Source organism: Streptomyces rimosus, from assembly GCF_008704655.1.
Taxonomy (GTDB): Bacteria; Actinomycetota; Actinomycetes; order Streptomycetales; family Streptomycetaceae; genus Streptomyces; species Streptomyces rimosus.
The window spans coordinates 9,211,388-9,223,639 of the sequence record NZ_CP023688.1; the positions used below are offsets into that span (position 1 = coordinate 9,211,388).

Genomic DNA, 12,252 nt, shown 5'->3' on the forward strand with positions numbered 1-12,252 from the left:
ATGCGTCAAGCCCTACGGGAAGCCATGAGCGCCCGTGACAAGACCGCGGTGAGTGCCCTGCGCTCAACGCTTGCCGCACTGGACAACGCCGAGGCGGTACCTGCGGATGCCTCCGAGACACGCGGCCTGGCCATTGAGCAGTTGCCGGTCGGGGCCGGTGCCACCGAAGTGGCGCGACGAGAGCTCAGTGAAAGCCATGTCGTTGACATCGTGCGGTCGGAGGCCGATGAACGACTCGCGGTGGCAGCGCAATTGACGGCTCCCGCACATGCCGCTCGGGCGGCGCGGCTGCGCGAGGAGGCCGCCGTACTGCATCGGCTCCTCGACGAAGCCGACGCCGCTTAGCACTGCCGCTTCGTATTTCAGCCCGGCGAATCCCAGTGAGGGGGAGCCGGGTCACGGTCAGCCGATGGGGTTGACGAACGTGGTGGGGTGGGTGGCGCCGTCCTGGTGAATGAGGGGTCCCCAGGGCCATTTCAGGGTGAGCGCGGTGGTCTCGTTGGGCGGGGTGACGGCGACCGTTTGGGGTTTCCAGGAGCCTTCTTCGTTGTTCTTGGCCATGCCGAGGTTGAGGGTGAAGTCGGTGCTGTCGCCGGGGCCCAGGGTGATCGAGCCGTGCTTGGCGGAGGAGCGGGCGAGCGACCAGCTGGGGCCGCCGGCGTCCGGCCGGAGGTCCACACCGGGAAAGCCGCCGATCTTGCAGGTGTGGCTGCTCTTGTTGGTCAGCACGATGCTGGTGGTCGTCCCGCCGCTCGCGTTCGGGTCGGGGACCGCGTCCTCGCCGGTGGCGAAGGCCGCCTTGAGGTCCGAGGTGTGGCAGCGCTGACCGCCGGGACCACCGGCCCCGGCGCGCGCTCCGGCCGTCGGCTCGCCCGCGGACCCGGCCTTGGCCTCGACCTCATCGCTGAAGTCCTGCCCTGCGGTGGGGGAGGCCGCGCCCCCGGGGTCCGCGTCGGCCACCCCCGTATCCGGCCGGTCCGCAGCCCTCGTACCGGCAGCGTCCGACCCGGAGCAGGCGGTCAGAGCCAGACCCGCGACCGCGGCCGCGATACGGAACGTACGGCGAAGGGCCGTACGGGCGGTGGCGCTGGAGCTCATTTCGGATCCCCCAGGACAGTTGGTGTCGCTGTCTGCTCGATATGTCGTTCACTTTGTCCGGGCCCGCCAGCACGAGGACGCCGCTCCGCCAACGCCCGGCTGACACCCGTACAGCCCCCCGAGGGCATGCGCCGACGGGCCGGGACTGTAGAAGCCGTCACCGCGCGAGACCGTCGGTGCGCTGTCGCGCGTGCTGGAACGCGGCCCGGATTTCGGAGACCAGCAGGTCAGGCTGTTCCAGGCCGGGGAAGTGGCCGCCGCGGTCCATCTCGTGCCACGAGCGGAGGTCGCGGTAGCGGCGCTCGGCCCAGCGCCGGGCGGTCGGCCACGGCTCGGCGGGGAACAGTGAGCAGGCGGTGGGTGTCGTCACCGGCTGCGCGTTCTCCTCTTCGGCGCTGCGGGGCACCCAGCGCATGGTCTCCCAGTACCAGCGGGCGCTGGAGGCGCCGGTCCCGGTCAGCCAGTACAGGGCGATGTTCTCGACTTGTCGTGTCAGGCTCACCCCGCCACCTGCCTCCGGCCGGGTGTCGGCGTAGGCGGCGAACTTCTCGCCGAGCCACGCCGCCAGGCCGGCGGGGGAGTCGAGCAGGGAGTAGCCGAGCGTCTGCGGACGCGTAGCCATGATCATCCCGAAGCCGTAGCCGTCCGCGAGGTGGGTGTCGCGCCGCTCCAGCATGCGCTGCTCCGCCGGGGTCGGCGTGTCGCGGTCCTCCGGCAGGGGAGAGGCGAGCGGCATCGTCAGGTGCAGTCCGGCGACGCGCTCGGGCACCTGGCGCGCCAGTTCGGTGCTGACGTACGCGCCCCAGTCCCCACCATGCGCGCCGAACCGCTCGTAGCCCAGCGCGGTCATCAACTCGGCCCACGCCCGTGCCGTACGGGCGGGCTGCCAGCCGCGCTCGCGCGGACGCTCGCTGAACCCGAATCCCGGCAGCGCCGGTACGACCACATGGAAGGCGTCGGCGGCCGAACCGCCGTAACCGACGGGATCGGTGAGCGGCCCGAGGACGCTCTCGAATTCGAGTACGGAGCCCGGCCAGCCGTGGGTCAGCACCAAGGGGAGCGCCGTGGGCTCGGGCGAGCGTACGTGCCAGAACGCGATGCCCAGGCCGTCGAGGCGGGCGCGGTAATGAGGAATGGCGTTCCAGCGGGCTTCCGTGGCCCGCCAGTCGTGCCGGCGCCAGGTGTCCAGCAATGTCCTCAGCCGGTCGAGTTCGAGGCCCTGTGTCGCGTCGGGAACCGTTTCGGGCTCGGGGAGCCGGACCTCGTCGAGACGGGATCGAAGGAGCGCCAGTTCGCGGTCGGGGATGCGGATGGGGTAGGGCTCGATTCGTTCGTCCGGCTCGGCCTGTCCGATCTGCTTGCCCTGCACGTTTGCGGGTGGTGTCGCCGTGTTTTCAGACATGAGCGAAACCCTAGGTACGGGTTACTGCCCGGGCCCATGGCTGGAATTGCCGCGAAGAGGTCAGGAATTGCGGTACGCGGAGGGGCGAGTTCCGGTATGGCGCGCGAACGCCGTCGAGAAGGTGCCGGGGTCGGCGAATCCGCAGAGCGGCGCGATCCGGGCGACCGTGAGGTCGGTGTCCCGCAGCAGGCGTTTCGCCTCTTCGATGCGCAGGTGAATGAGGTATCGGTGGGGCGTTTCTCCCGTGGCCCGGCGGAATACGCGTACGAAATGGAAGACGCTCAGATGCACCTCGTCCGCGATGTCGGCCAGCGTGAGCGGTTCGGCCAGCCGGTCACGCATCAGCGCGATCGCCGTGCGGACGCGTGCATCCTCCCGCGCGGGCACCTGCCGGCCCGGCGCCCGGGAATGACGGGTGAGCAGGTGTACGGCGAGGAAGGCGGCCGAGGCTTCGGCGTACAGGTCCCCGGTCTCCTCCGCCGATCCGACGGCGCGAACCGCCTCCACCAGGAGCGGGTCCCCGGCGGCCACGGAGGCCGCCATGGCTTCGTAGTCCACCGTACGGCTGCCCAATTGCTCCACTGCCCGTTCGACGGTGCCGCGCGGGATGTGCACCTGCACGCTGCGCAACGGCCCGTCCCCGCGATAGCGGCGGAGGGCCGCCCGGTCGGGAACCCCCAGTTCGAGCCGGCCCGGCGCCCATACGTGGCGGTGCCACCGACCCCCGGCCCGCGTCTCCATCTCGGCCCGGCCCCCCACGGGCAGCACCAGGTGGAGGTCCGCCGCGGCCGGCAACTCCATGTCCTCGACCACCGGGACGTGGTGGAACCGCTGGACGAGCAACGACTGCCAGCCGGCGTCCTCCCAGCTGCAATGCGTCCGCCGGACGTACGCGTCCATGTCGAATCCGGCGTAGGGCTGGAGATCGAAATGAGCGGAATCGAACACCATGGGCCGAGAGTAATGGAGGGGCGGAGCTCCTGAACGGGCGGAGGGGGCGGGGCGGGGGATCGGTGCGCTCGCCGTCCGCGGTACGAGGCGAGGTTGCTGGAGCCGTACGGGAACCAACCCGAGCGCAGCTCATCGCTCTGCGCGTACAGCCCCCGCCCCCTCACTCCCCAAGCCGCCACCAGGCGCCCCCATACGCCGGGTCGTCGCCCACAGAAGCAGGGCGGCGAGGCTGAACGAGGCCCCGAGGACCGTCACGGCCGGCCAGCCCGCTGTCGCGTAGGCGAGGGAGGAGCCGAGGGCGCCGAGGCTGCTGCCCGCCGAGTAGAAGACCATGTAGCCGCCGATGATCCTGCTGCCCGCGTCGGGCCGGACAGCGTGGATCAAGGTCTGGTTGGTGACGTGGACGGCCTGCACGGCGAAGTCCAGCAGGACGGCGCCGATCGCCAGCGCCCACAGTGATTGCCCGGTCAGAGCGATCGGGAGCCAGGACAGCGCCAGCACGGCGAGTCCGACGCCGGTCGTCCGCTGGGCGAGCCCCCGGTCGTTCCAGCGCCCGGCCACTCCGGCAGCGACGGCCCCGGCCGCCCCGGCGAGCCCGAACGCGCCGATCGCGGTGTGCGACAGCGACCACGGCGGATTGCTCAGGGGCTGCGCCATGCCGCTCCACAGCGTGCTGAAGGCCGCGAACACCAGCAGGGCAAGCGCGCCCCGGATCCGTAGCAGCGGATGGCGGGCGAACAGGGTGACCGTCGAGGCCACCAGCCGCCCGTACGACGCCTTGGGCGCCTTGGCGGACGGCGCGCCCGGGGGCAGACCGTGACGTACCCGAACTCGGGGCAGGGCACGACGTACCAGCAAGGTCAGTACGGCGATGATGCCCGCGGCCGCCAGGTAGACCGCCCGCCAGCCGGCGAGGTCGGCGAGGGCGCCGGCGGCGGCGCGGGCCAGCAAGATCCCGGTGACGATGCCGCCGGTGACCGTACCGACGGCTCGGCCGCGGCGGGCGGGCGGGGTCAGGGCCGCAGCCGCCGCGACCATCGTCTGGGCGACCACGGCGAGCAGACCGACCACGGCGAGCGCGCCGAGCAGCGCCGCCACGCCCGGCGCCAGCCCGGCGGCCAGTAGCGCGAGTGCCAGCAGCCCGAGCTGACCGGTGATCAGTCGCCGGTGGTCGAGCAGGTCGCCGAGCGGTACGAGCGTCAACAGGCCGATGGCGTATCCGAGCTGCGTCACGGTGACGATCGCGCCGAGCAGCCCGGAGCCGAGCGCGAACCGCTCGCCGAGGGTCACCAGCAGGGGCTGGGCGAAGTAGACGGTGGCGACGGAGCTGCCGCAGGCGAGGGCGAGCAGGGGTACGAGCCGGGTGGGCGGAGGCGCGTCCGACGGTAATGCCGTGGCCTGGGCCTCGGAACTGCCAGCCGTGCTAAGCCCATTGCCATCGGTTCCGCTGGGGCCGCTGCCCGCGCCGGAGCACTGGATCGCCATATCGACACACCTCTCGCTCGTACCGTTCGTTCCGTCCACGCGCACGGTTGCAACTTGCTACCGGCGTGACAGTAGCCGTGCGGGGTAGCATGTTGCAACCAGTCTTGGAGGTCCGCGAAGTTGATCCCCGAAGAGGGCCGGGGAAGGGCCGGGACATTGGAAGAGAGAATGGGAAGAGGGAGGAGCCGCGCATGGTCGCCCGCACGCGTTTCGACACCGATCCGTGCCCTGTCGCCCGGTCGGTGAACGCCATTGGCGATTGGTGGTCGCTATTGATCGTGCGGGACGCCTTCGACGGCAGCCGCCGCTTCGGCGAGTTCCAGCGCAGCCTCGGCATCGCCAAGAACATCCTGGCGGCACGGCTGCGCGCGCTGGAGAAGGCCGGGGTGCTGCGCGGCGTACCCGCACCGGACGGCGGGTCCCATCGCGAGTACGTCCTCACCGACAAGGGCCGCGCCTTGTTCCCGGTGATCGTCGCCCTGCGCCAGTGGGGCGAGGACCAGTGCTTCACTCCCGACGAGGACCACTCCCGCCTCCTGGACAGCCGGACCAACAGCCCGCTGCGCCGTCTACAGATCCGGGCGGCGGACGGACGGCTCGTAGAGCCGGAGGACACGGTCGTGGAGAAGGTGCGGGAGCCGGAGAGCGCTGAGTAGCAGACCTCGACGGGGCCCGGAGCCGGGAGGCGAGCCTGAGCGCCCGAGCTGCGCTGCGAAGCGGTCCGCTGGGTGGGTGACGGGCCGTTTCCGGGCGTCGTCCATCGCCTTGGCGTACTGGCTGTTCTCCGCCGGGGTCCCCTCCACCAGCGCGGCGACCGTGGGCACTCTCAGCCTTGCCGAACCTCTCGCGGCATCCATCCTCGGCGTCTTCGTCCTGCACGAGCACCTCACTCCCAACGCCCTCCTCGGCAGCTTGCTGCTCATGGGCGGACTGGCCGCGGCCTGCCTATCCGTCGCCCGCACGCGGTCCGCGGCGGAACCCAGGGACCCTCAACTGGCACTGGCCTTGGAGGCCATCAGTACGGCCAGTACGGCTGGTGCAGCCGGCGCAGCGGACGGTACGGGACATATCGGTGAGGCCGATCATGGTCAGCTGACGAGCTGATCCACTCCGTAACCGGTGGGGCCTGCTGATCGATCAGCTGGGCAGCTCATACGGCGTACGGCAAGCGCCTGGCCCGCATCGGCGGCCACCCGCCACCCGCCGCAACGCAGCCGCCCGTAGCGTTCAACAGATACGGTCAGCCATCTCTCGTATCGCCACAAGAGCACCGCGAGTAGCCCTTCGTACCGACAGTTGGCCCGTTTGCTTCTATCACATGGCAGCATGCAGTTGGTGAGATCGGCTGTCCGCTTCAGGACACCGACATAAAGGAGTACCTTCCTTGACCACTCACCTTCACCATGTCGCCGGCCCGCGGAGGGTACTGGCACTGTTGACGGCCCTGTGCGGGATCATCGGTGTCACCGCGCTCGGTACCACCCCGGCGGCAGCAGCCGACCAGCGCCACGCGATCTACGCCATCGCGCACCGGGTCGACACCCTGGATGGCGTGGACGCCGCGCTCAACCACGGCGCCAACGGCATCGAGATCGACGTCTGTGCCTGGTGGAACCCGAACGAATGGCGCGCCTATCACGACTGCTCCTCGGCCGGTGAGAACCGGCGGGGCCCCAGCTTCGACAGCATGATCGACCGCATCCTCGCCAACGCCAACGCGGGGCGCCGGCTGTCGCTGGTCTGGCTCGACATCAAGGACCCGAACTACTGCGGAGAAGCGCCGAACCGTACGTGCAGCGTCGCCGGACTGCGCGACAAGGCGCAGCGGCTGACGGCCGCCGGGATCCAGGTCCTCTACGGCTTCTTCGAGTACCACGGCGGCAACACGCCCGACGTCGGCGGCCGGGGCTGGCAGAGCCTGGCGGGCAAGCTCGGCAAGCTGGAGGGCATCACCACGACCGGTTCCCGCGACGCGGTGCGCAGCGCCTACGACCGGTTCGGTTCCGGGTTCCCGAACGGCCGCCGGGTGATGGACTACGGGGACAACAAGATCTCCAACGGGTTCGGCAACTGCACGGAAGCCAGCTGGAACACGTGCGCGGAACTGAAGAAGGGCGCCGCGGACCGTGCCGCCGGCCAGCTCGCGGCCACGCTGTCCTGGACGACCACCTACAACGATCCGTGGTACGTCGACAAGCTGCTGGGCGACGCGCGTGTGGACGGCATCATCGCGGGTTACGCCAACTCCACCGGAGAGCGCGAGTACGACAACAGCTGGCAGTGCGCCAACGCCATCAACGCCATCCGCGACTGGGTGAACCGTCACGGCACCACCCATCGCATGGCCAACAGCGGTGACCGTCTGTTCAAGTAGTGAATAGGGGCGGGCCGGGGGCGTACCACCTCCGCGCCCTCTCAAGCCGTCGGCCGGGGGACCGGCCGACGGCTTTTCCTTGCGACGGCCTGGCTCGGCGCGACCCTCCGGGCCGGCCTGGCCGTCGGACCGGCCTGGCCTCCCGGCCGGACAGGTCAGCCAGTCAGCCGCGTACGTTCACATCGATGCAGGCGTAGAACGCGTTGTCGGTGTCGGCGATGTTCCAGACCGCCAGAACCTTCTGCCTGCCCCGGACGGAGCCGAAGTTCACGCGGTGCTTGACGAACTGGGGTGGCTGCGCGCCGCCCTGGTCGAACTCGGCCACCTTCTGGTTGCCGACGAAGTACTGCCAGGTACTCGTGCTGTGCTGCGCGGTCAGCTGCCAGGTGAACGTCTCCGATGCGTTGACGTCATGCACCTGCCAGCCCTTCCTGTCGTCATCGAGGTCGGCGAACTGCGCGTTGCCGCCGCTGCAGTTCTTCAGACCCTTGGGCCCCTCGACGGCATCCGGTTCCCACTTGATGGGGCCGCATGCGACGGTTCCCGCGAAGCACTGGTCCTGTCGGCTGGCGGGCGAGGTGACCCAGCCGTGGGCGTCGGCCGTGTCGGCCGGCAGGCTCACGGCGATGAGCGGCGCGACGCCCACGGCGATGACGGTGGTCAGCTTCCTCTTCGGGTGCATGCCAACTCCTCCCGGTGGGCCGCCGCGTAGGGATGGAGCCGGTTGCCACAAGCGCCGGGTGCGGTCGGCGGCGGCCGTTGTCGAGTCGCGGTGCGGGGCGGACGCGGAGGCCGATGTGCGCTCGGGAAGGGATCGGCGACTCGGACTCCCAACCGCCATTAGTCCAGACCATAGCGAATGACCGTACGCGGTCAAACGGGAGTGCTGCGGCCCCCGCCGCCAAGCCCTACCCGAGCCCTCCGGCGTCTCCCCGGCACCGCGCAGCCGCTTACACCCACGCGTAACCGTAGGTGCGGACGGAGGAGGCGACACTGCTGCAGTACGCGTAGGACCACTTGCGGTTGTTCTTCCGCGCGCCGTACACGGTGGAGCCGTTCTTGCACTTGGCCCACGCGTAATACTTCCGCGAGGTGTTGCACGAGACTCCGGCGGTGACCCCGTCCGTCCAGGTCTGACACGTGGCCTTCGCCTGATAGGACGCCGTCGGGGCCGCAGGCGCGGCGGAGGCCGGAGCCGCGGTGGCGCCGCCGGCGATGAGTGCGGCCGTCGCCGCGATGACAGGCATGGCAATCTTCAGTCGCATGTTTCCCCCTGCTGTGATCAGCGGACTTCTGTCCGGCATGGCGGTATTCAACTCGCGCCGGGAGGGTGAGCACGTCAATCAAGGGGTGGAAATTGGTGGTCAACCACGGCAGCAGAACGGGTGGGCGTCAAACCTCCGCGGTACTGCCGCGCTCGGAGAGCCTCTCCTGATCGGAGATCGCCACCTTGAGATGAAAACGCGATTCCGTTTGCAAACTTTGTCACAGCACCTGGATCTCACCGCTCGGGCTATCCGATGGTGTCGGCCGCAACAAACAAACAACGCAGGAGGAACACCGACGACAAAGGAGGAACAGGAAGGAGAGCCTGACGCACCGCGAGGTCGCCGAGATGGTCTCGGGGCTCATCGAAGCGGGTGTCATCAACGGAGGAGTGACCCTCGGGCAGCTGGCGGAGGTGCAGGAGGCGGCTCTGTCGGGCGGGCCCGAGGACCCGAACCTCCACATCCTGTGCTGCAACGAGTACGGTCTCGTGACCGAGGGGAACCCGCAGCAGCCCGCGGACGCTTCCGACGCGGTGGCGGAGAGCGTGCGGAGCGACCTTGCCCAGCCAGGGTCAGGTGCTCGCCGGTTCGCCGGCGGGCACCGTCGCTGACGGCAGGTACCTCAGCGACCGGATATGCGAAATCCTCGATTTCGCCGTACGCCATGTACCGCGGCTTGCTTCCTATGAGAAGCGCTGGAAGGGAAAGCAGGACCCCGTGGTTCCGATGAAAGATCGTGGTCGAGGCGGCGCTTCTCGTCGGCGAAATGCCTCCGGGCCTGCGCCGGGGCTGGCTACGGTCCGACTCGTGCCGGTGGGATTCTGAGCGATGAACAAGCTGAGGCGCACGGGACGTTCGCCGAGGAGCCGACGAGGCCCGAGCTGGAGCGGTTCTTTTTCCTGGACGACGTGGGCCGGGACTTGGCCGCTCTGTGGCGGACGAAGCGACACCAGCTCGGCTTCGCGCTGCAGATGTGCACGGTGCGGTACGTCGGCCTCTTCTTGGAGGACCCGCTCGCGGCGCCGTGGCCGGTGGTCAAGCAGCTGGCTGCGCAGCTTGGCCTCAAGGACCCGTCGGCGGTCAGGCGGTACACCGAACGGCGTCGGACGCTGTACGACCACGCGTGGGAGATCCGAGACGCCTACGATTCCGCCCTTCCGAGGGCGCCGAGTGGGGCAGGCTGTTCCGTACGTTCCTGCACGGGCGGGCGTGGACGCACGCCGAGGGCCCGAAGGCGTTGTTCGATCACGCGGTGGGATGGCTGCGCCGCACCGGGTGCTGCTGCCGGGGATGAGCGTGCTGGCCCGGCAGGTGTTGGAAGTGCTGAAGGTCGCGGACAAGCGGCTGTACGCCACCGTCGCGGGGGCCGCACGCCGTGCGGGCCTGGTGCTGCCCAGTGACCTGGTGGCGACGCTGAAGACGCCGGAGAGCTCCCGGTTCTCGGAGCTGGAGCGGCTGCGCCGGCCGCCGACGGGGTCGTCGTTCGCCCGCCCGCTGGAGTGAGTGGACGAGATCGGCGCGTACCGTCTGGGGCGCCGGGCTGCTCGTCTCGGTGGACAGGCTGGGGTTCGTCGTTCCCGTCCGCACCGTCAGCGCGGCGCCGTGCCGAAGTACTTCGGTTCAAGCGCGGCATCACCTGGCTCAACGCCGTAAACGACCAGGTCGCGGGCATCGGGCAGATGGACGTGCCCGGCATCCCGCGCGTCTTCCTGCACATCCTGGACGCGCTGCGAACCTGGGCGGCGGGGCGAAGTCGGAGGTGGTGGCCACCGACAACGCCTCGTACTCCGACAGGGTGTTCGGCCTGTTCAAGATCCTCGGATACAACTTCAGCCTCAGGTTCCGCGACTTGGACGACAGCGGTTCTGGCGGGTCACGATGCCCGGCGTTGAGAAGGGCAGTCACGGCCCCCCGGCGGACCGGGCACGCAACCGCGTGAATTTGAACAAGGCGATCACGCACTGGCCGGACATGCTGAAGGTCGCCGGTTCCCTGGTCACCAACCAGGTCCGCGCCCACGACCTGCTGCGCATGTTCGGACGCGACAGTCGCCTGACCCCGCTGGGCGCCGCGTTCGCGGGGTACGGGCGGATCGCCAAGACCGAACACCTGGCCCGGGACGTACGCCACGGCAAGCGCGGCACCTTCCACCAGGCCTACCGGAACGAGACGGAGGACCAGCTAGGCGCGCTCGGCCTGGCCCTCAACACCATCGTGCTGTGGACCACGAAGTACATCGACGCCGCCATCACCCTGCGCCCGCTGCGCGCCCCCGACGCCCCAAAACTGGACGAAGACGACGACGGGCAGGAGTGAGCATCAGGAGCTGATCGGATCAATCCGTGACGGGCAGGCACTCGGCGAGCAGGGCGACGATGTCGCGCCAGGCCCGCTGCGCATGCTGTGGGTGGTAGCCGACGCCGGGGCGCACGGTGTGGTCGACCGATGGGTGGTGGAAGGCGTGAAGGGCTCCTCCGTAGACCACAAGGCGCCAGTCGACGCCCGCGGCCTGCATCTCTGCGGTGAACGCCTCCCGTTGCGCGGGCGGCATGATCGGGTCTTCCGACCCGACCCCGGCCCAAACCGGGCAGCGAATGCGTGCCGCCTCACCCGGTCGGCCCGTGGTCAGTGCGTTGACTGTCCCGATCGCGCGCAGGTCGACGCCATCGCGACCGAGTTCCAGCGCGACTGCGCCCCCGGTGCCGTAGCCGACGGCGGCGATCCGGTCGGGGTCGGCCCGCGGTTCGGCGCGCAACACGTCGAGCGCCGCGTGGCCGATACCCCGCATCCGGTCGGGGTCGGCGAGCAGCGGCATGCATCGGGCCAACATTTCCTCTGGGTCTTCCAAATAGCGTCCGCCGTGGAGGTCGAAGGCCAGCGCCACGTATCCCAGCTCCGCCAGGGCATCGGCCCGGCGGCGCTCGACGTCGCTGAGCCCCGTCCCCTCGGGTCCGAGCAGGACTGCGGGCCGGCGCTCTGCACCGGCCGGGAGCGCGAGGTATCCGATCATCGTCAGGTTGTCGGCCGGGTATTCGACCGTACGGGTTGTTACCGTCGTCATGCGACTGGACGGTAATGACCGTTGCGCCTGCTCGGGGTGGTGTTCACGGATGGCAGACAGCGGCCTGTCCCGACGACATCACCGGACGCGTCGTCCGCCTGTCGTCAAGCGATCGTTTGACGACAGATAGGGCCCGATCCTCCGTACGGAAGGGCCCCTCGGTGGCGAATCTGGTGCACAAGCGGGTTTCGACGGAACAGCAGTCGACCGCCTGCCAGGACCTCGTCCTGGCGAGGCCGAATCGAGGACCCGGCCGTCTTCGAGGAGGACAGCGGCACCTCCAGCCGCCTCCCCCCCCAGCGGCCGAAGTTCGGCGAGCTGCTGGCGTACGCGCGGCCGGGCGACACAGTGCGCATCCCTGGGATGTTCCGCCTCGTGCGCAGCACCGGCCACATCCTCGACGTGTTCGACGTCCTCCACCGCTACCGCCTCGCGCTGCGCATCCACGACGGCGCGTTCTCCGCGATGGACCTCACCGTCCGCCCCCCCTGCGCACCGGAGAACTGCTGTCCACCGTGAGGTTCATGGTGCAGACCCTCGCCGCCGCCGGCGAACTCCAGCGTGACCTGACGTACGACGGACTCCGAGCCGCCGAGGCCAAGGGCAACAAGGG

General features: G+C 69.7%; 14 protein-coding genes and 2 pseudogenes. 9 read left to right on the forward strand and 7 right to left on the reverse strand.

All coding sequences use genetic code 11. The features are described 5' to 3' along the window. Positions 1 to 24 precede the first annotated feature (24 nt). The gene (locus CP984_RS40210) at positions 25 to 345 is read left to right on the forward strand and encodes a hypothetical protein (protein WP_078587022.1); all 321 of its coding nucleotides are present in this window, start codon (positions 25 to 27) and stop codon (positions 343 to 345) included. A gap of 57 nt (positions 346 to 402) precedes the next feature. Here CP984_RS40210 and CP984_RS40215 read toward each other — a convergent pair whose 3' ends face one another. The 4 genes from CP984_RS40215 to CP984_RS40230 all read right to left on the reverse strand — a co-directional run bounded on the left by CP984_RS40215 (position 403) and on the right by CP984_RS40230 (position 4,936). Continuing rightward, positions 403 to 1,098 (reverse strand): DUF4232 domain-containing protein, encoded by a 696-nt coding sequence (locus CP984_RS40215; protein ID WP_032920061.1) that lies wholly within the window; start codon positions 1,096 to 1,098, stop codon positions 403 to 405. Positions 1,099 to 1,255: 157 nt separating this feature from the next. Further along, positions 1,256 to 2,500 (reverse strand): epoxide hydrolase family protein, encoded by a 1,245-nt coding sequence (locus tag CP984_RS40220; protein ID WP_078587020.1) that lies wholly within the window; start codon positions 2,498 to 2,500, stop codon positions 1,256 to 1,258. 60 nt (positions 2,501 to 2,560) lie between these two features. Then, entirely contained in the window at positions 2,561 to 3,451 is an 891-nt protein-coding gene (locus CP984_RS40225; RefSeq protein WP_003979193.1) for an AraC family transcriptional regulator, read from the reverse strand. Positions 3,452 to 3,580: 129 nt separating this feature from the next. Then, positions 3,581 to 4,936 (reverse strand): MFS transporter, encoded by a 1,356-nt coding sequence (locus tag CP984_RS40230; protein ID WP_003979194.1) that lies wholly within the window; start codon positions 4,934 to 4,936, stop codon positions 3,581 to 3,583. A gap of 191 nt (positions 4,937 to 5,127) precedes the next feature. Here CP984_RS40230 and CP984_RS40235 point away from each other — a divergent pair, with 191 nt between their 5' ends. The 3 genes from CP984_RS40235 (at position 5,128) to CP984_RS40245 (ending at position 7,310) form a co-directional block, all read left to right on the forward strand. Next, positions 5,128 to 5,592 (forward strand): winged helix-turn-helix transcriptional regulator, encoded by a 465-nt coding sequence (locus tag CP984_RS40235; RefSeq protein ID WP_030182184.1) that lies wholly within the window; start codon positions 5,128 to 5,130, stop codon positions 5,590 to 5,592. Between the two features lie 76 nt (positions 5,593 to 5,668). Then, the gene (locus CP984_RS40240; RefSeq protein WP_003979196.1) at positions 5,669 to 6,040 is read left to right on the forward strand and encodes an EamA family transporter; all 372 of its coding nucleotides are present in this window, start codon (positions 5,669 to 5,671) and stop codon (positions 6,038 to 6,040) included. Positions 6,041 to 6,320: 280 nt separating this feature from the next. Beyond that, positions 6,321 to 7,310, forward strand: coding sequence for a PI-PLC domain-containing protein (locus CP984_RS40245; RefSeq protein ID WP_030182182.1), 990 nt, complete (start codon positions 6,321 to 6,323; stop codon positions 7,308 to 7,310). A 163-nt stretch (positions 7,311 to 7,473) separates the two neighbouring features. Here CP984_RS40245 and CP984_RS40250 read toward each other — a convergent pair whose 3' ends face one another. Both CP984_RS40250 and CP984_RS40255 read right to left on the reverse strand, forming a co-directional pair. After that, positions 7,474 to 7,992, reverse strand: a complete 519-nt coding sequence (locus CP984_RS40250; RefSeq protein ID WP_003979198.1) for a lytic polysaccharide monooxygenase auxiliary activity family 9 protein — start codon at positions 7,990 to 7,992, stop codon at positions 7,474 to 7,476. 268 nt (positions 7,993 to 8,260) lie between these two features. Continuing rightward, positions 8,261 to 8,575 (reverse strand): hypothetical protein, encoded by a 315-nt coding sequence (locus CP984_RS40255; RefSeq protein ID WP_003979199.1) that lies wholly within the window; start codon positions 8,573 to 8,575, stop codon positions 8,261 to 8,263. 350 nt (positions 8,576 to 8,925) lie between these two features. On the opposite strand from CP984_RS40255, the gene CP984_RS40260 reads away from it, so the two are divergent. The 4 genes and pseudogenes from CP984_RS40260 (at position 8,926) to CP984_RS42725 (ending at position 10,894) form a co-directional block, all read left to right on the forward strand. After that, a complete protein-coding gene (locus CP984_RS40260) occupies positions 8,926 to 9,189 on the forward strand; it encodes a hypothetical protein (RefSeq protein ID WP_003979200.1) in 264 nt (87 codons plus the stop codon). Positions 9,190 to 9,399: 210 nt separating this feature from the next. Beyond that, positions 9,400 to 9,666 (forward strand): annotated as a pseudogene (locus tag CP984_RS42470) (DUF4158 domain-containing protein); the annotation flags it as partial. Positions 9,667 to 9,835: 169 nt separating this feature from the next. Beyond that, a complete protein-coding gene (locus CP984_RS42475) occupies positions 9,836 to 10,081 on the forward strand; it encodes a hypothetical protein (protein WP_030182177.1) in 246 nt (81 codons plus the stop codon). A gap of 292 nt (positions 10,082 to 10,373) precedes the next feature. After that, positions 10,374 to 10,894 (forward strand): annotated as a pseudogene (locus CP984_RS42725) (Tn3 family transposase). 19 nt (positions 10,895 to 10,913) lie between these two features. Here CP984_RS42725 and CP984_RS40270 read toward each other — a convergent pair. Beyond that, positions 10,914 to 11,639, reverse strand: a complete 726-nt coding sequence (locus CP984_RS40270) for a dienelactone hydrolase family protein (protein ID WP_003979201.1) — start codon at positions 11,637 to 11,639, stop codon at positions 10,914 to 10,916. A gap of 321 nt (positions 11,640 to 11,960) precedes the next feature. Between CP984_RS40270 and CP984_RS42485 the strand changes: the two genes are divergently transcribed. Next, a complete protein-coding gene (locus tag CP984_RS42485) occupies positions 11,961 to 12,158 on the forward strand; it encodes a recombinase family protein (RefSeq protein WP_231512711.1) in 198 nt (65 codons plus the stop codon). The last annotated feature ends 94 nt before the right edge of the window (positions 12,159 to 12,252 follow it).